Here is a 15,421-nt window from a genome sequence, read left to right on the forward strand (position 1 = left end):
GAACGGTCGTCGAACGATGGTCAGGCCCGCGCCAACCGGCGCAGTCGGTAGTGCTGCGTCTTGCCGGAGGGGTTCTTGGGCAGTTCATCCACGAATCGGATCTCGCGCGGGTATTTGTACGGCGCAATGGTGGCCTTGACGTGGTCCTGGATCGATCTGGCGAGCTCCGCGCCAGGATCGAATCCGTTCCGAAGCACGACGAAGGCGCACACGATGCTGCCCCGCTCGGGGTCGGGCTTACCGATCACCCCCGCCTCCCAGACGGCGGGATGGGAGCAGATGGCCTCTTCGACTTCGGGAGCTCCGATGTTGTACCCCGAGGAGATGATCATCGAGTCCGAGCGCGCCCGGTAGACGAAGTCACCGTCCTCGTCCTGATGGAAGGTGTCCCCGGTGATGTTCCAGCCGCTGCTGACATAGGACATCTGCCGCTCGTCGTCGAGGTAGCGGCATCCGGTGGGGCCGATGACGGCGAGTCGACCGGATGTTCCTCGTGGCGCCTCCTGGCCGTTCTCGTCCAGGATCCGGGCACGGTACCCAGGGACCGGCTTTCCTGTCTTGCCGGGGGAGTCGGTGCCGAGCTCCGTAGAGATGAAGACGTGGAGGAGCTCGGTGGCGCCGATGCCGTTGAGCAGCTTCACCCCGGTGGCCTCGTAGACGTCGTGCCATGTGGTGGCGGGAAGGTGCTCACCGGCAGAGACGCCCACTCGGAGCCCGCGGAGCAGCTCGCCGCGACCCTCCTTGATGATGGCGCGATACGCGGTCGGTGCGGTGAACAGGACACTGACCTCGTGCTCAGCAACGAGTTCGGCCAGCTGCAGGGGAGTGCTCTTCTCTGTCAGCAGAGAGGAAGCGCCCACCCGGAGCGGGAAGATCACCAACCCTCCCAGTCCGAAGGTGAAGGCCAGCGGGGGAGACCCGGCGAACACGTCGTTGCGGGTGGGGCGCAGGCGATAGCCGGAGAAGGTGTCCGCGATCGCGAGGATGTCGCGGTGGAAGTGCATGGTGATCTTCGGAGTGCCGGTGGACCCGGAGGTCGGGCCGAGCAGGGCGACGTCGTCGGCGGCGGTGTCCACCGCGGCGAAGGGCTCGCTGTACCTGGCCGCCCGGGCGGTCAGTTCCGAAGCATCAGTGCGGGATGCGGGTGCGGCTTCGCCGCTGGAGACCGGCACGACGGGCACACCGAGGCTCTCCCGGTCCACGCCGTCCAGGAACCGGTCGTCGATGAGCGCCACCGTGGGCTTGGTCAGCTTCACCAAGGTCGCGACCTCGTGATGCCGCAGGATCGGCATCGTGGTCACGACGACGGCGCCTGCTTTCAACACACCCAGCCAGCAGGCCACCAGCCAGGGGTTGTTCGGGGCACGAAGCATCACCCGGTTTCCTGGGACGACGCCGAGCTCTCGGGTGAGCACGTGGGCCACTTGGTCCGCGCGACGTCGAAGCTCCGGATAGGTGACCACCGCCCCCTCGGCCGTCCGCAGAGCGATGCGGGGGGAGCCGTCGGCCTCGTGGCCGAACTGTGCCACGGCGTCGTCGATCAGGACCTTCGCGGCATTGATCCGTTCGGGGTACTGGACCTCGGGCACGGTGAACTCGACGTCGGGCCACAGCTCCCGTGGTGGGAGACTGTCGCGGCAGAAGGTGTCCTCATGGGCGCTGGGCGAGAGTGTCATCATGTGTCCTTCGGAGTCTTCAGCAGGGGTCAGCGGGGCAGGCGGATCATGCCCTCCTGGGCGAGGGAGGCCACCAGGGTCCCGTCGCGGGTGTAGAACCTGCCGCCTGAGAGTCCGCGTTGGCCGGAGACGTTCTGGGACTCGCTGAGGTAGAGCAGCCAGTCGTCCACGCGGGCGGGCCGGTGGAACCACATGGAGTGGTCGAGGGAGGCGGAGACGAACCCCTCGGCGGTCCAATGGGCGCCGATGGCCCGCAAGGAGGGCTCGAGGATCGTGTAGTCGCAGGCGTAGGCCAGGGCGGCCTGGTGGACGGCGGGGTCGTCGCTGGGCAGACTCTCGAACGTCTTCAGCCAGAGCGCCTGCCGCGGGGTGCAGGAGGGATCGGCGGCGACGTAGACGGGACCGGGTACGTGGCGGATGTCGAAGCTGCGACCGTGGGCCCAGTAGTCGGCGGCTCGGTGGAGTGCGTCAGAGACCTCGGCGGTCTGAGCGGTCCCGGGCTCCGGGGAGCCGAGCACCCCCTGCGTCGTCAAGGCTTCTGCGGCGCTGGGCACGTCTTCAGGTGCCGGGATCGCTCCTGCGATGCAGTCCTCGAGTGCCGGGAAGTACTCGGGACCGTCCTGGGGTACAGAGAACGAGCCGAGCCCTGTGTAGATGATCTTCCCGTGTTGGTAGGCCCGCACCTGGCGCGTCGAATATCCGCGCCCGTCACGCAGGTTCTCGACCTCGTAGGTGATCTCGGCGTCGACGTCGCCGGGGCGCATGAAGTAGCTGTGCATGGAGTGGAGCGACTTGTGCGCCTGCTGAGGGTCCATCTCCGCGAAGGAGCTCTGCATGGCCCGCACGCCCTGGGCGACGAGGTCTCCGCCATAGGCCTTGGGCCAGGGCACGTACTGCGTCCGCGCCGTCCAGACGGTGGGGCCGGCGGATGGCTCCGGCGCGGGGCTCAGCTCCAGAGCGGCGAGCATCCGTGCGCTGTCAGGGGTGTTGATCAGGATCGCCTCACGGGTGCTCATGCTCGCCGAAAGCCTTCCAGTGTCTCGTCCGCCACGTCGTCGAGGTTGACCACGATGTTCTCGGGAGTGCGGGTGGTCAGCCAGACCAGGTCCTCGGTCACGGACATGTTGGCCTCCACATGCGGCATGTAGGGCGGGACGAAGACCCAGTCTCCGGCGGTCATGTCCACGTACTCCTGGTAGTCCTTGCCGAAGTAGATCCGACCGTGCCCGCTGAGCACGTATCCTCCCGTCTCGGCCTCCCCGTGGTGGTGGGGCACCGAACGGTAGCCGGGCTTGTTGGAGACCTGGCCGAACCAGATCTTGGTGGCGGGAGTGTGCTGGACGGACACACCGGAGACTCGGATGCAGTCGCCTGACTGCGTGGTGTTGGTGTCCTCCTCGCCGGAGCGGGTGACCACCGGAACGGTCTCGGCCGCTGCCTGGGTGACGAGATCCTCGGGGGCTGTGTGGGTCATCTCGGGGTCCTTTCTGAGAGGTGGATGGTGACAGGGTTCGTCGGGATGCCCTCCGTCAGGTGGGCTGATGGACGATGAGGTTCTCCAGGGCACCGATGCCTTCGACCGCTGTGGTCACCAGGTCGCCGTCGGCGAGGAACTGGGGCGGTTCCATGCCCATCCCGACCCCGCCCGGCGTCCCGGTGAGGATGAGGTCGCCGGGTCGGAGGCGCGTGAAGTGGGAGACGTAGGCCACCAACGCGGGACAGTCGAAGACCAGCTGGTCCGTGGTGGAGTCTTGGACGATCTCTCCGTTGACTGCACACGTGATGCGCAGGCCCTGGGCGGGATCCATCGCGTCCGCGGTGACCACGACCGGGCCTACCGGCGTGGTCGCGTCGTGGGCCTTGCCCTGGAACCACTGCAGGGTGCGGCGTTGCCAGTCACGCATGGAGATGTCGTTGCTGACGGTGTATCCGGCGATGCCGTCTTTCGCCTGCTCCGAGGAGGCTTGGAAGAGCTCTGCGCCGATCACGACGGCGAGCTCCGCCTCCCAGTCGAGCGCGGCGGCCGCCGGAGGGCTGATCGCCGAGGTCGGTCCGGTCAGCGTGTCGGCGAACTTGGCGAAGAGTGTGGGGAACTCGGGCAGCTCGCGTCCCATCTCGAGGATGTGGTTCCGGTAGTTGAGCCCGCAGCAGATGACCTTCTCTGGGTCCTGGACAGGGTTCTCGAACGCGATGATGTCCTGCTCGTCCACCCGCGGGCCGGAGGCCTGGCCCTGCCAGTCAGGATGCCTGAGCAGTTCGGAGACGGAGGACAGTGCTGTGTCCAGCAGGGTCCAGCCAGCGCCGTGGTCGGCGACGACGCGCCTGGTGGTGGGATCTCCGTGAAGGCGAACGGTGGCGAGTCTCATCCCGCTCCTCTCGTGCCTGGGGGATCGGCCGTGGTCCGCAGAACGCTCCATGCATATTGTTCTCGTAACGACCGTCAGGAATGTGTAAGATCGAAGCTAGCACAGCAGATGTGGGCTGCGCCATAGGTCAGCCAGGAGAATCTGCACTCATCCGAGCCGCTGGAGGACACCGTGTTCATCAACGAGATCATCGCCCCTGACCGCCTCGCCCCTGCCAAGGGCTTCTCCCATGGAGTCAAGGCGGGCGACACCGTCTACCTGGGAGGGCAGACCGCGCTGACCAAGGACGGCGTGATCGTCGACGGCGGCGTCGTCGACCAGTTCCGCCAGGCGTTGAGCAACGTGCTGGAGACCCTGCGCGAGGCTGGGGGACGGCCCGAAGACCTGGTGACCCTGACGATCTATCTCACGGATGTCGATGACTACATGGCGCACGGCCGGGAGATCGGAGCAGTCTGGCAGGAGATGGTCGGCAAGCGGTACCCCGCCATGGCCGGCATCGGCGTCTCTCAGCTGTGGCAGAAAGAGGCTGTGGTGGAGATCCAGGGCGTGGCGGTGATCCAGAGCCGCTGAGGGTCGATGGCCCGGTCGTCCCCGTCAGCGCCCCGCCTGAGTCAGTGCCCGAGGACGGCGTGGGCGTGGCGTGAGGACGGCTCGGCCAGGGCCTCGTGCAGGTCGGTGAAGAGGCGTCGGGCGTCCTGGCCATGCCAGCGCTCCGGCAGGATCTCCGGGGGCAGACCGGGATCCAGATACGGCAGTCCGCGCCAGTGGGTGAGGGTCGGGATGTACAGTGCGAATGCCTCGTTGGGAGAGAGGACCCTGCTCCGGACATCGTCGAGGAGCGCGGAGTGGTTCGCCACGAAGCGTTCGTACTGCTGTTCGAGCAGCTCCAAGTTCCACCACTCGGGCCGAGGGCGACGGTCCCCCGTCAGTTCGGCTCGGAAGAAGATGACGTGTTCGTCGAGGGCGTGCCGGGAGAAGTAGTCCTCGGCCTCTTCCTTGAGGTGCACTGGCGCGATCCAGAGGCCTGGCGCCACAGTTCCGAAGCCCAACTTGGTCAGCCCGGAGCGGATCCGGTGGCGGAGGCCGCGCTGGGTCTCGGACAACGTGAAGGCCGCGAGCAGCCACGGATCGTCCATACTCGCGTGACGCGGCGCGAAGATCCGCTGATCGCCGGCGGAGAACGCGTCGTGCAGCTCGGGGGAGAGGCGATACTCGCTGTGCTGGCCCTGCCGCCGGTTGATCAGCGTGCCCTTCTTCAGCAGTCGCGAGATCGACGCACGGACGCCGGAGGGCTCTACGCCGGTGTCCGCCAGCAGCTGGACCAGGTGCGCCACCGGAATCCACCCGTCCGTGCCGCGTCCGTAGAGCCCGAACACCGTGAGCAGAAGGTCGCGGTGTGACGGAAGGGGAGGGCGCGGCATGACGGTGATCGGAACTCTCTTCGGGACCTGGGCACGGCGAGTTCGAGAGTACCAGGCGGCCGTTGCGACGCCTGTGCATGACAGCAGGCGTCCTGGGGCGTCGGTGCAGGTCAGGCCGATCCATGGGCGAGCGCATCAAGTGAGCCCGGCGAGGGCGGGGAGGTAGGTCGCCACTGCGGGAAACAGCGCCACCAGCACGATGACCAGGAGGTCGGAGCCGATCCAGGGCAGGGTTGCACGGTACAGCTGGGGGAGTGTGTACTCCGGGGCGACCCCTTTCAGGATGAACAGGCCCATGCCGAACGGCGGTGAGGTGTTGCCGATCTGGAGGGAGATGAGCACCAGGATGCTGAACCAGATCGGGTCCCAGCCGTACCCGGCGGCGATGGGCATGAGCAGCGGGGCCGTCACGAGCATGATGGAGGCCTGATCGATCATCGCGCCCAGCAGGATGATGATCAGCAGCACCGCAGCGAGCATCACGGCACCGTGATTGATCGTCGCAGCCGTCCACTCGACCAAGCGGCCGGTCACCCCCACATAATTCATCAGCTGGCCGTAGACGGAGGAGGCCATCACGAGGAAGAAGATCGCCGCGCTGGTCATGACCGTGCTCCGGGCAGCGCTGAGGATGTCCTTGGCGGTCAGGCGTCCTCGGGACACGCTGAGCGCACCGGCCAGGACTGCGCCGAGTGCCGCTGACTCCGTCGGAGTCGCGACGCCGAAGAGGATGAGCCCGAGGACCATCGCCACGAGCGCGCCCGGCATCGCCAACCGTACGGCGGTCCCCCCCCCCCCCATCGCGCCCCTGACCTCGGCGGCCCCGTGCGGAGCGGTGGTGCGGCGCAGGCTCCAGACGATGACGATGCATGCATAGCCTGCGGCCATGAGCGCAACTGGAACGATGCCGGCGATCAACAGAGGCCCGATAGGCACCTGGGCGATGCCGCCCCAGAGGATGGCGATGGCACTGGGTGGGAGGATCATGGCGAGGCCTCCCGAAGCCAGGATGGCTCCTGCGGCCAACTGGGGGTCGTAGCCTTCCTGCCGCATTCGTGGAAGGAGGGTGCGTCCGAAGAGCGCGGTGTTGGCCAGCGCCGAGCCGGAGAGGACGCCGAACGCCCCGCCGCCCGCCACGGCGACCATGGGCATGCGGCCCGGCACCTTCCGGAGGATGTGCGCGATCTCGACCAGGGCGTCCTGGGCGATGCGAGATCTGAACAGCATCTCACCCATCAGGATGAACAGCGGGATGGCTGAGAAGGTGAAGCTGTTGACGCTGCTGATGATGCTCAGTCCCACCAGGTCACCGGTCTGTGCCACCGACCCGAAGACGACGAGACACGCGGCGATGCCCACCCCCAGCATGGCGAAGGACACCGGCACCCGGGCCAGCAGGACGACGATGAGCGCAGCGAAGAACAGCAGGAGAAATGTGTACCACTCCATGATCGACCCTCACCGGTCCCTGGTCTCGTCGGCGCAGGACGCAGAGTTGCGCGGGCGACAGCTCAGGCGCACCGCGAGGACGTAGGCGAGCGTCAGGAGTCCCATGGCGACCGGTGCCGTCAGGATCCAACGGGGCCACGCAAGTTCTCCGAGCATGGTGATTCCCGTCGTGAGATCTTTGACGGCGAGGAGGACAGCGGTCCCGGCGAGAAAGACGGCCACGACGGCCTGGACGCCGAGGGCGATGCGATCAAGGATCCGCAGTGCGCGCGCAGGTGCGATCAGGTCGATCAGATCCATGCGGAAATTGCGGTCCAGCGCTGTGACGGCGGGGAGTGCCAGCACGGTCAGCAGGACCATGCTGGCGGCGGCAAGCTCCACCGACCCGGGGACACCGATGCCGGCGGCGCGGAGGATGACGGTGCCGGAGACGAAGAGGGTGAGGAGCAGGACCGTGCCCGCGGCGAGGTGGAACAGCCAGCGGGCCGGGGTCCATACCGTCTGGGCCAGCTCGCGATCTGCCTGGTGATCCTCCGACGTCGTGGACATGTCGCGGGCGAGGTCCTCGTGAGTCTGCACATCACTCATCACTGATCGGTCCTTCCTCGATGCCGATGAACGCCCCACCGGGAACGCATCGGCTCAGGTCGTGCTCATCCCACCCGTCACGGATCTGGTCCCGGATGCGCGCGGCCGTCGGGGTCTGTCGCTCCATGCGTTGCCACGGCAGGCTGTCCCAGATGCGGTGGTAGGCGAGATGGAGGAACTCTTCGGCGTCTGCCTCGTCGAGCGTGTGGTGCTGCATGCCTTTCTCCTGCCAGATGAGGGTCTCCTCGAGGGACTCCGTGACGTGGAAGTCGAAGATCTCCGGTTCGATCTCGGCCGCTGTGTCCCGCAGGACGCTCCGCGTGCGTGCGTCCAGTCGAGCCCATGTGTGCGGAGAGACGACGAAGTTTCCGATGGAGTCGTAGAAGCGAGGGCTGAGGGCATAGTTGACGACGTCGTCGATGCCGACGCTGGTGGGGCCGATCGAGGCCATGTTGCTGCCCTGGACGACTCCCCGCTCCAAGGCCGTGAACGTCTCGCTGAGCGGCAGAGACACGGGCGTTCCGCCCAGCTGTGAGATCAGCGGGGAGGTCGCTGCGCTGGACCGAATGGACCACCCAGACATGTCGAGGCCAGTCAGCGGATGCATGAGCAGGAACACCTGGGGCATTCCCGCGATCGACCGGCCCAGATACGTGAGACCGAGGGCCTCATGGTGGAGCTGGTCCCAGAGCTCGGCCAGGCCAGTCTCGCGCTCGTCCATGGGGGTGTAGGGAGTGAAGCGAGCCATCTCCATGCCAGGGATCTGCTCCACGTAGTAATCGGCCGGAAGCTGCGCCATGTCAAAGATGCCGGATTCCACTGCCTCGATCAGCAATGTGGGAGAGACGATGTCGGGCCCTCCGCGGAAATGGACGTGGATCCAGGGCGCGTTGTGCTCCAGCCGCTCGATGAACTTCCACACGCCGACGTTGTTCGTATGGCTGCGAGCCATCCCGGAGGCGAATTCGAGCACGACGTCGGTGCCGAGAGGGGGTGAAGCCCCGAGGCGTCCCGGGGAGCCGCAGGCTGCGAGCGGGGTGGTCGCAGCGGCGAACCCGCCGGCCATGAACGTTCTGCGAGATAATCTCATGCGTCATCAGAGCCGTTTCTGAGAGGTGATGATCCTGTCTGCGTGATGTTCCTGACAGCATCGCGGAAAGGGCAGTGCAGGAGGTATGTGGTTTTCTGCGTCCACTTGCTTCGAACGCATACCTCGACACGCAGAGGCAGCGACACGAGCGCCGTCGGTACGTGGGTCAGGGCTGTCTGGCAGGGGCTGTCTGGCAGGGGCCTTCTGACACGAACGCGTGGCGCGCCTGAGGCTATGCTGAAGGACGTACCGCGAACCGGGAGGACTCGATGGCCAGCACTGCGGAACGGCTGCTCGACGGTCGCGTCCGGCTCAAGCACCTGACTCTCGTGGCGGCGATCGCGGAGCAGGGCAGCCTGGTGGGAGCCGCCCACGCCCTGAACGTGACCCAACCGCATGTCAGCCGGGGGCTCCAGGAGATCGAAGCCGCAATAGGGGCGCCGCTCTTCGAACGCGGCGCCCGCGGAGTGATCCCCACGCCGCAGGGCGGGATCTTCATCGACCACGCCCATGCCGTGCTCAACACCATGCGCCATGCGGGTGCCCGATTGGAGGACTATGCGCTGGGGCGCACCTCCGGACACGTCCGCGTCGGAGTCAACCTGGCCACCGTGCATCGGCTGCTGCCCGAGGCGATCCTGCTCTTCAAGCAGGGGTTCCCCCATGTGACCGTCTCGCTGCTCGAGGAGTATCAGCATGCCCTCACCGGAATGCTGAACCGCGGAGAGATCGACATGATCATCGGCAGGCTGCCGACCGAACGTGCAGACGAGCACCGGTACCTCCGGCTCCTCGATGACCCCCTGGTGCTCGCCGTGAGGAACGGCCACCCCGGCGTCGGCGTCACCGTCACCGTGCCGGACCTCATGTCCTACCCCTGGGTCCTGCCGGGCCACTCGTCGGTCTTCCGCGGCGAGCTGGACGGACTGTTCCGCATCCACGGCCTGGACCAGCCGCGCAACCTCATCGAGAGCTCCACCTTCACCGCGACGAAGCCGATCCTGGAGCAGACCGATGCCATCGCGGCCCTGCCGCAGTCCCTGGTGGACGAGGAGGACATGCTGGCCCCGCTGGCGCCGAGCCTCGACGCCGTCCCCGCAGAGATCGGCGTCACCATCAAAGCAGGGTCCGTCTCGGACAACGCGCGGACCCAGCTCATCGCCAGTGTGCTCGACGCCGCCAGAGGGACGGTCCCCTCACCCCAGCAGGTCGCCGACTCGCTGAGTCTCGCCCACGACTTCGTCGAGGACGCCGACGGCGGCCCATCTTCGCGCACCCTCCGCTGACACTCTCGAACCAGGAGATCTGAGCCGTCCGGCCCCCTGCGGGCGAGCGGCGCCGATCCGAGCGCGCGGGGTATGCCGATTTCGGCAAGTCACGGGATGTTCCGGCATTGGTCTCGCGTGGCGTCTCCGGCCCAGGATGATGTCCATGGCCGACATCATCGGAGCGGGGGAGGCGCCCTACACCCGCCACCCCCAGGACGGGACCACGACAGCCCGTGTGCTGTTCCGTGCCGCCCGGCAGGCAGTGGACGAGTCAGGGATCGCCTGGAGCGACATCGACGGACTCGGAGTGTCCAGCTTCACCCTGGAGCCCGACCATGCCGTGGACCTGGCTTGGCGCATGGGGCTCGGCGAGCTCGGCTGGCTGCACCAGGACACGAACGGCGGAGCCAGCGGGGTCTCCATGCTCCAGGCCGCCGTCGACGCCGTCGAGGCGGGCCGTGCGGAGAACATCCTGCTGATCGCGGGCGACCGCATGGACATGTCAGACTTCGAACACCTGGTCAGCCGCTACAACTCAGCCACCGCGGAGCACCTGGCTCCCTTGCCGATGAGCGGGCCGAATGCGCTGTTCGCCCTGCTGACCCAGCGCCAGATGTCGGCGCTGGGGCTGGCCCGGGAGGACTACGGACATCTGGTCCTCTCCCAACGCCGGTGGGCGAGCGGCAACCCCGGTGCCGTGTACCGCGAGCCGATGACGATGGCGCAATACCTGGAGGCTCCGGTGGTGGCTCCGCCGCTCGGACGGTATGACTGCGTCCCTCCGGTCACCGGGGCCGACGCCGTCGTGGTGCAGGCGGCGGACCGCGCCTCTCCCTCCGGCGGGAGCGGACGGGCGCGGGTGCGCATTCTGGCGGCCGAGATCACCTACAACGTCGATGACCAGGACACCGACGGTCTGACCACCGGTCTGCGCGGCGTCGCCCCGCGGGCCTGGAAGCGTGCGGGGTTCGGTCCGGAGGACCTCGACGTGGTCCACGTCTACGACGACTATCCCGCGATGAACATCGCCCAGTTCCTGGACATCGGGCTCTGTGCCGAAGGCGACGTATCCCGGTTCATCCGTGAGGAGGTCGCCACCGGCCGGACGCCGGTCAACACCTCGGGAGGACAGCTCTCCGCGGGCCAGGCCGGTGCCGGGGCCGGTATGCATGGCGTGGTGGAGGCGGTCCGTCAGCTGAGCGGCCGCGCGCCGGGGCGTCAGATCACCGGTGCCTCCCGCGCTGCGGTCACCGGCTACGGCATGGTCCTCTACCGCTACGGCGCCTGCGCCGGCATGACCGTGCTGGAGGCCGCATGACCATCCACCTCTTCCGCTGTCAGGACTGCGGATTTCGCTGTTTCCCAGTTCGACTGGCCTGTCGCCGCTGCGGCGGGGAGGGCTTCGAGCCCGTCCCTGCCACCAGAGGCCGCGTCCTGGGTGCCACGCCCACGTCGGTAGGCGTCGCGGTGGTGGACGTGGACGTCGACGGCGTCCGTCTCGTCGCCTCATGCCCGGTCATGCCGACCGTGGGCGAGGAACTGCGGCTCGCCGCCTCCTCAGAAACCTCAGGCAGCGGCTCGCTGCTGTTCGTCCCCGGTGCGCAGCACACACCAGCTCAGGAGAGTGAACAACACCCATGATTCCCCGATTGGACAGGTCCCTGCAGGAATGCACCATTCCTGCCATGCTGCTGCGGCGCGCCGAGGAGGCTCCCGAGTCCCCGCTCGTGCGGTGCGGCGCCCACAGCCGTGGGGCTCGCGAGCAGATCGACGCCGTCTCCCGGACAGCCGGGATCCTGCAACGGCAGGGGGTCTCGCGAGGCGACCGGGTGGCGCTGCTCAGCGTCAACTCCCTGCCGATGCTTGACGTGATCCTAGCCGCAGCGTGGATGGGCGCCGTCGCTGTCCCGCTGAACACCGCGCTGACACCGGCACAGCTGCGCCATGCCCTGACCAACTCCGGAGCCCAGCTGATCTGCGTCGACGCTGCGGGACTGCAGTCGCTCACCGCCCTTGACGACTATGCCGAGCTCACCACCGTGTGGATGCTCCCGAACCCCACATCGACCGCCGACGGTGGGCACGGCGATGTCGCGGACGCGGTCCCGGGCCTGAGCGTGGGACCGATGCCGACCGTCGATGGGCCCGGCGTCGAGCCCGCTGACGTCGGCCCCGGGGGCATCGCCGCGATCCTCTACACCTCCGGGACCACGGGACCTGCCAAGGGTGTGCTCTGCCCGCATGCGCAGTTCTACTGGTGGGGCCGCAACATGGCGGAGCATATGGGCTTCACCGCCGACGATGTTCTGTTCACCACTCTTCCGCTGTTCCACACCAACGCGCTGAACGCCTTCATGCAGGCGGTCGTCTCGGGGGCGACCTTCGCCGTCGCCGAGAGGTTCTCCGCCTCGACGTTCTGGTCGCAGGCGGCCCAGACCGGGGCGACGTTCACCTACCTGCTGGGCGCTATGGTGGGCATCCTGCTCAACCGGTCCCAGGAGGAGTTCGACCCCGCGCACCGGGTCCGGGCCGCGCTGTCCCCGGCGACGCCGGCTCGCATGGTCGAGGAGTTCCGTGATCGGTTCGGCGTCACCCTGTTGGACGGTTTCGGCTCCACGGAGACGAACTTCGTCATAGGGGTGCCCCGAGATGAGCCGCGCCCCGGCTATATGGGGGTCCAGCTGGAGGGCTTCGAGGCCCGCGTGGCCGATGAACACGGCTCCGCTCTGCCCGATGGGCAGGCCGGCGAGCTGCTGCTGCGCAGCGCCCAGCCGGCGGCCTTCGCGCGGGGGTACTTCAACATGCCGGAGGAGACGGTCGGAGCTTGGGATGACCTGTGGTTCCACACCGGTGACCGCGTCGTCCGGGAATCTGACGGGTGGTTCCGCTTCGTGGACCGGATCAAGGACATCATCCGGCGTCGCGGAGAGAACATCTCCTCCCTGGAGGTGGAGGAGGCCGCGCGGGCCCACGACGACGTCGTCGACGCCGCCGCCTACGCCGTCGCCTCCGAGCTCGGCGAGGAGGAGGTCCAGCTGTCGATCGAGGTGCGTCCGGGGGCCGCCGTCGAGCCTGCCGAGCTGATCACCTTCCTGGAGCCGCGGTTGCCGTACTTCGCGGTGCCGCGCTACCTCACCCTCGAGGATGAGCTGCCGCGCACCGCCAACGGGAAGGTCAGCAAGGCGGTCCTGCGGGCAGCGGCCGGGGATCTGAAGCGGTGGGACCGCCAGCGGGAGGGGCAGCGCGTCTGAAGAGCCACAGTCTGCGCCGGGGACCTGTGGAGAACCTGACCGCAGATTTGCGCCGAGTGGCTAGAGTTGACCTGTGGCCGGACTGATCAAGCGTGAAGACATCGACGCCGTGCGCGAGCGTGTCGACCTGCGCGAGGTCGTCGAGCAGTACGTGACCCTCAAGGGTGCCGGCATCGGCTCCTGGAAGGGCCTGTGTCCGTTCCACGACGAGCGCACGCCGAGCTTCCACATCCGTCCGCACGTGGGCACCTATCACTGCTTCGGCTGCGGGGAGTCCGGCGACGTCATCGCCTTCCTGATGGCCATGGAGCACACCTCCTTCCAGGAGACGGTGGAGCGGCTCGCCCATAAGGCCGGCATCACGCTGCGCTATGAGGACGGCGGGACGGGCCCCACCAAGCAGGAGATCGGCCGTCGGCAGCGGCTGCTGGACGCCCACAAGATCGCCGACGAGTTCTTCCAGGCCCAGCTGCAGAGCCCGGAGGCGCAGATCGGGCGTGACTTCCTCACCGGGCGTGGCTTCACCCGGGAGCACGCGGAACAGTTCAGCGTGGGCTTCGCCCCGAAGAGCTGGGACGCGCTGCTGAAGCATCTGCGCTCCAAGGGCTTCCGCGATGACGAGGAGCTGCGCCTCACCGGCCTGTTCTCTGAGGGGAACCGGGGCCTCTACGACCGTTTCCGGGGCCGGCTGATCTGGCCGATCCGGGACATGACCGGCAACACCGTGGGCTTCGGCGGGCGTCGGCTCTTCGACGACGACAAGGGACCCAAGTACCTGAACTCCCCGGAGACCCAGATCTACAAGAAGTCCCAGGTGCTCTACGGCATCGAGATGGCCAAGCGGAACATCGCCAAGAAGCGCGAGCTGGTCGTCGTGGAGGGCTATACGGATGTCATGGCCTGCCATGTGGCCGGAGTGGACACCGCGGTGGCCACCTGTGGCACCGCCTTCGGTGAGGGGCACGTGAAGATCTCCCGGCGGCTGCTCTCCGACGACGGCGGCGGGGGAGAGGTCATCTTCACCTTCGACGGCGACGAGGCCGGCCAGGCGGCGGCGCTGAAGGCCTTCAAAGAGGACCATATGTTTCTGGCGCGCACGTTCATCGCCGTCGGGCCGGAGGGCATGGACCCCTGCGACGTGCGCCAGCACCGCGGCGACGACGCGGTGGAGGAGCTCATCCGCTCCCGCCGTCCGCTCTTCGAGTTCGCCATACGCGCGGGCATGAAGGACTACGACCTCTCCACGGTGGAGGGGCGGGTGGGGGCACTGCGCTACGCGGCCCCCGTGGTGGCGAGCATCAAGGACTCGGCCCTGCGTCCCGCCTACACCCGCGAGCTGGCGGGTTGGCTCGGCATGGATATGGACGAGGTCACCCGGGCGGTGAGCCGTTCCCACGGCCAGGCGCCCCAGATGAGCGGAGGACCTCGGCGTCGGCAGCCGAGGCCCGACGACGGCAGGGGCGAGCGACCGCGTCGGCCGGATGCGCGTCGGCCGGATGCGCGCCGGCCGGAACCGGGTCGGCACGAATCGGGCCGGCACCAATCGGGTCGGCACCAATCGGGTCGGTCGGGAGCGCGGCAGGACGAGTCACATCGCACGGAGTCGCGACGGCAGGGGCCCCCCGAAGGCGGCCCCGACACCTCGTGGGATGTGCCTGAGGACGCCTACGTGGATGGCTCCCCGCCCGATGCCTTCGGTGCTGAGGGCCACGGCGGTGCCGTGGCCGGACAGGGTCCTGAGCAGCAGGGCCAGCTCTTCCCCCGCCCGGACACCCGAGACCCTGCGGTGATGATGGAGCGGCAGGCTCTTGAAGTGATCCTGCAGCACCCCACGCGTCTGACCGCAGAGCAGTGGGAGGAGATCTTCACGGTCCGTTTCACCGCTCCGGCGCACGCGGCGGTCCATGCGGGGATCCGCAGTGCGGCCGCCTCCGCCACCGACCCTCGCAACTGGATCAGCGCGGTCAGCGACGAGGTGCCGCAGCCGCTGCGCTCGCTGGTGGGGGAGCTGGCTGTGGCTCAGCTGCCTGCTCGCACCGAAGATGATGTGGAGGTCTATTGCCAGTCGATCCTCAACCGCTTGGTGGAGCTGCAGATCACCCATCAGAAGGCCGATCTGTTGGGCCGGCTCCAGCGGATGGACCCCACGGACGCTCCGGAGGAGTACCAGCGGCTGAACCGTGAGGTCATGGAACTGGAGCGGCGCCGTCGTGCATTGCGCGCTGAGGACTGAGCCGCGCCCGGAGGGCCGGGCCCCGCGTCTCCCTGTTTCCAGTGGGCGCCGATGTGAGTGAGATGTGAGGGATCTC

14 protein-coding genes are annotated in these 15,421 nt (G+C 67.8%); 6 read left to right on the plus strand and 8 right to left on the minus strand.

Annotation, left to right across the window (positions count from 1 at the left end; genetic code table 11):
- Positions 1 to 20: 20 nt before the first annotated feature.
- The 4 genes from ABD658_RS07595 to ABD658_RS07610 are packed head-to-tail and all read right to left on the minus strand — an operon-like array spanning position 21 to position 4,042.
- A complete protein-coding gene (locus tag ABD658_RS07595) occupies positions 21 to 1,676 on the minus strand; it encodes an AMP-binding protein (RefSeq protein ID WP_344744241.1) in 1,656 nt (551 codons plus the stop codon).
- A gap of 29 nt (positions 1,677 to 1,705) precedes the next feature.
- Positions 1,706 to 2,692, minus strand: a complete 987-nt coding sequence (locus ABD658_RS07600) for an acyl-CoA thioesterase (RefSeq protein WP_344682448.1) — start codon at positions 2,690 to 2,692, stop codon at positions 1,706 to 1,708.
- Positions 2,689 to 3,150, minus strand: coding sequence for a cupin domain-containing protein (locus ABD658_RS07605; RefSeq protein ID WP_344682446.1), 462 nt, complete (start codon positions 3,148 to 3,150; stop codon positions 2,689 to 2,691). The genes ABD658_RS07600 and ABD658_RS07605 overlap by 4 nt, the downstream gene beginning before the upstream one ends.
- A 55-nt stretch (positions 3,151 to 3,205) precedes the next feature.
- A complete protein-coding gene (locus tag ABD658_RS07610; protein WP_344682444.1) occupies positions 3,206 to 4,042 on the minus strand; it encodes a fumarylacetoacetate hydrolase family protein in 837 nt (278 codons plus the stop codon).
- A gap of 177 nt (positions 4,043 to 4,219) precedes the next feature.
- On the opposite strand from ABD658_RS07610, the gene ABD658_RS07615 reads away from it, so the two are divergent.
- A complete protein-coding gene (locus ABD658_RS07615) occupies positions 4,220 to 4,615 on the plus strand; it encodes a RidA family protein (protein ID WP_344744243.1) in 396 nt (131 codons plus the stop codon).
- Between the two features lie 41 nt (positions 4,616 to 4,656).
- On the opposite strand, the gene ABD658_RS07620 is transcribed toward ABD658_RS07615, so the two are convergent.
- The 4 genes from ABD658_RS07620 to dctP form a co-directional block, all read right to left on the minus strand.
- Positions 4,657 to 5,466 carry a PaaX family transcriptional regulator gene (locus tag ABD658_RS07620; protein WP_344682440.1) on the minus strand — a complete coding sequence of 270 codons (810 nt, stop codon included), beginning with the start codon at positions 5,464 to 5,466 and terminating at the stop codon, positions 4,657 to 4,659.
- Between the two features lie 135 nt (positions 5,467 to 5,601).
- Positions 5,602 to 6,915, minus strand: coding sequence for a TRAP transporter large permease (locus tag ABD658_RS07625; RefSeq protein ID WP_344682438.1), 1,314 nt, complete (start codon positions 6,913 to 6,915; stop codon positions 5,602 to 5,604).
- A 9-nt stretch (positions 6,916 to 6,924) separates the two neighbouring features.
- A complete protein-coding gene (locus ABD658_RS07630; RefSeq protein WP_344682436.1) occupies positions 6,925 to 7,503 on the minus strand; it encodes a TRAP transporter small permease in 579 nt (192 codons plus the stop codon).
- The gene (dctP, locus tag ABD658_RS07635; RefSeq protein WP_344682434.1) at positions 7,496 to 8,593 is read right to left on the minus strand and encodes a TRAP transporter substrate-binding protein DctP; all 1,098 of its coding nucleotides are present in this window, start codon (positions 8,591 to 8,593) and stop codon (positions 7,496 to 7,498) included. Before dctP ends, ABD658_RS07630 begins: the two co-directional genes overlap by 8 nt.
- Before the next feature lie 269 nt (positions 8,594 to 8,862).
- On the opposite strand from dctP, the gene ABD658_RS07640 reads away from it, so the two are divergent.
- From ABD658_RS07640 to dnaG, 5 genes are all read left to right on the plus strand, one after another.
- A complete protein-coding gene (locus ABD658_RS07640) occupies positions 8,863 to 9,879 on the plus strand; it encodes a LysR family transcriptional regulator (protein WP_344682432.1) in 1,017 nt (338 codons plus the stop codon).
- 145 nt (positions 9,880 to 10,024) lie between these two features.
- A complete protein-coding gene (locus ABD658_RS07645; RefSeq protein ID WP_344682430.1) occupies positions 10,025 to 11,179 on the plus strand; it encodes a thiolase family protein in 1,155 nt (384 codons plus the stop codon).
- On the plus strand, positions 11,176 to 11,502 hold the full coding sequence (locus tag ABD658_RS07650) for a PhlB family protein (protein ID WP_344682428.1): 327 nt from the start codon (positions 11,176 to 11,178) through the stop codon (positions 11,500 to 11,502). Before ABD658_RS07645 ends, ABD658_RS07650 begins: the two co-directional genes overlap by 4 nt.
- Positions 11,499 to 13,112 carry an AMP-binding protein gene (locus ABD658_RS07655; protein WP_344682426.1) on the plus strand — a complete coding sequence of 538 codons (1,614 nt, stop codon included), beginning with the start codon at positions 11,499 to 11,501 and terminating at the stop codon, positions 13,110 to 13,112. The genes ABD658_RS07650 and ABD658_RS07655 overlap by 4 nt, the downstream gene beginning before the upstream one ends.
- Positions 13,113 to 13,185: 73 nt before the next feature.
- Complete coding sequence (gene dnaG / locus ABD658_RS07660; protein ID WP_344682424.1) at positions 13,186 to 15,345, plus strand: DNA primase; 2,160 nt, start codon at positions 13,186 to 13,188, stop codon at positions 15,343 to 15,345.
- Positions 15,346 to 15,421 lie beyond the last annotated feature (76 nt).

The sequence above is a fragment of the Nesterenkonia aethiopica genome, assembly GCF_039534665.1.
GTDB lineage: Bacteria > Actinomycetota > Actinomycetes > Actinomycetales > Micrococcaceae > Nesterenkonia > Nesterenkonia aethiopica.

What these genes read in the sequence shown, in the direction of transcription:
- ABD658_RS07595 (WP_344744241.1), bottom strand. Translation starts at nt 1,676, where the DNA reads ATGACACTCTCGCCCAGCGCCCATGAGGACACCTTCTGCCGCGACAGT.
- ABD658_RS07620 (WP_344682440.1), bottom strand. Translation starts at nt 5,466, where the DNA reads ATGCCGCGCCCTCCCCTTCCGTCACACCGCGACCTTCTGCTCACGGTG.
- dctP (WP_344682434.1), bottom strand. Translation starts at nt 8,593, where the DNA reads ATGAGATTATCTCGCAGAACGTTCATGGCCGGCGGGTTCGCCGCTGCG.
- ABD658_RS07640 (WP_344682432.1), top strand. Translation starts at nt 8,863, where the DNA reads ATGGCCAGCACTGCGGAACGGCTGCTCGACGGTCGCGTCCGGCTCAAG.
- ABD658_RS07610 (WP_344682444.1), bottom strand. Translation starts at nt 4,042, where the DNA reads ATGAGACTCGCCACCGTTCGCCTTCACGGAGATCCCACCACCAGGCGC.
- ABD658_RS07625 (WP_344682438.1), bottom strand. Translation starts at nt 6,915, where the DNA reads ATGGAGTGGTACACATTTCTCCTGCTGTTCTTCGCTGCGCTCATCGTC.
- ABD658_RS07650 (WP_344682428.1), top strand. Translation starts at nt 11,176, where the DNA reads ATGACCATCCACCTCTTCCGCTGTCAGGACTGCGGATTTCGCTGTTTC.
- ABD658_RS07605 (WP_344682446.1), bottom strand. Translation starts at nt 3,150, where the DNA reads ATGACCCACACAGCCCCCGAGGATCTCGTCACCCAGGCAGCGGCCGAG.
- ABD658_RS07630 (WP_344682436.1), bottom strand. Translation starts at nt 7,503, where the DNA reads ATGAGTGATGTGCAGACTCACGAGGACCTCGCCCGCGACATGTCCACG.
- ABD658_RS07600 (WP_344682448.1), bottom strand. Translation starts at nt 2,692, where the DNA reads ATGAGCACCCGTGAGGCGATCCTGATCAACACCCCTGACAGCGCACGG.
- ABD658_RS07645 (WP_344682430.1), top strand. Translation starts at nt 10,025, where the DNA reads ATGGCCGACATCATCGGAGCGGGGGAGGCGCCCTACACCCGCCACCCC.
- ABD658_RS07655 (WP_344682426.1), top strand. Translation starts at nt 11,499, where the DNA reads ATGATTCCCCGATTGGACAGGTCCCTGCAGGAATGCACCATTCCTGCC.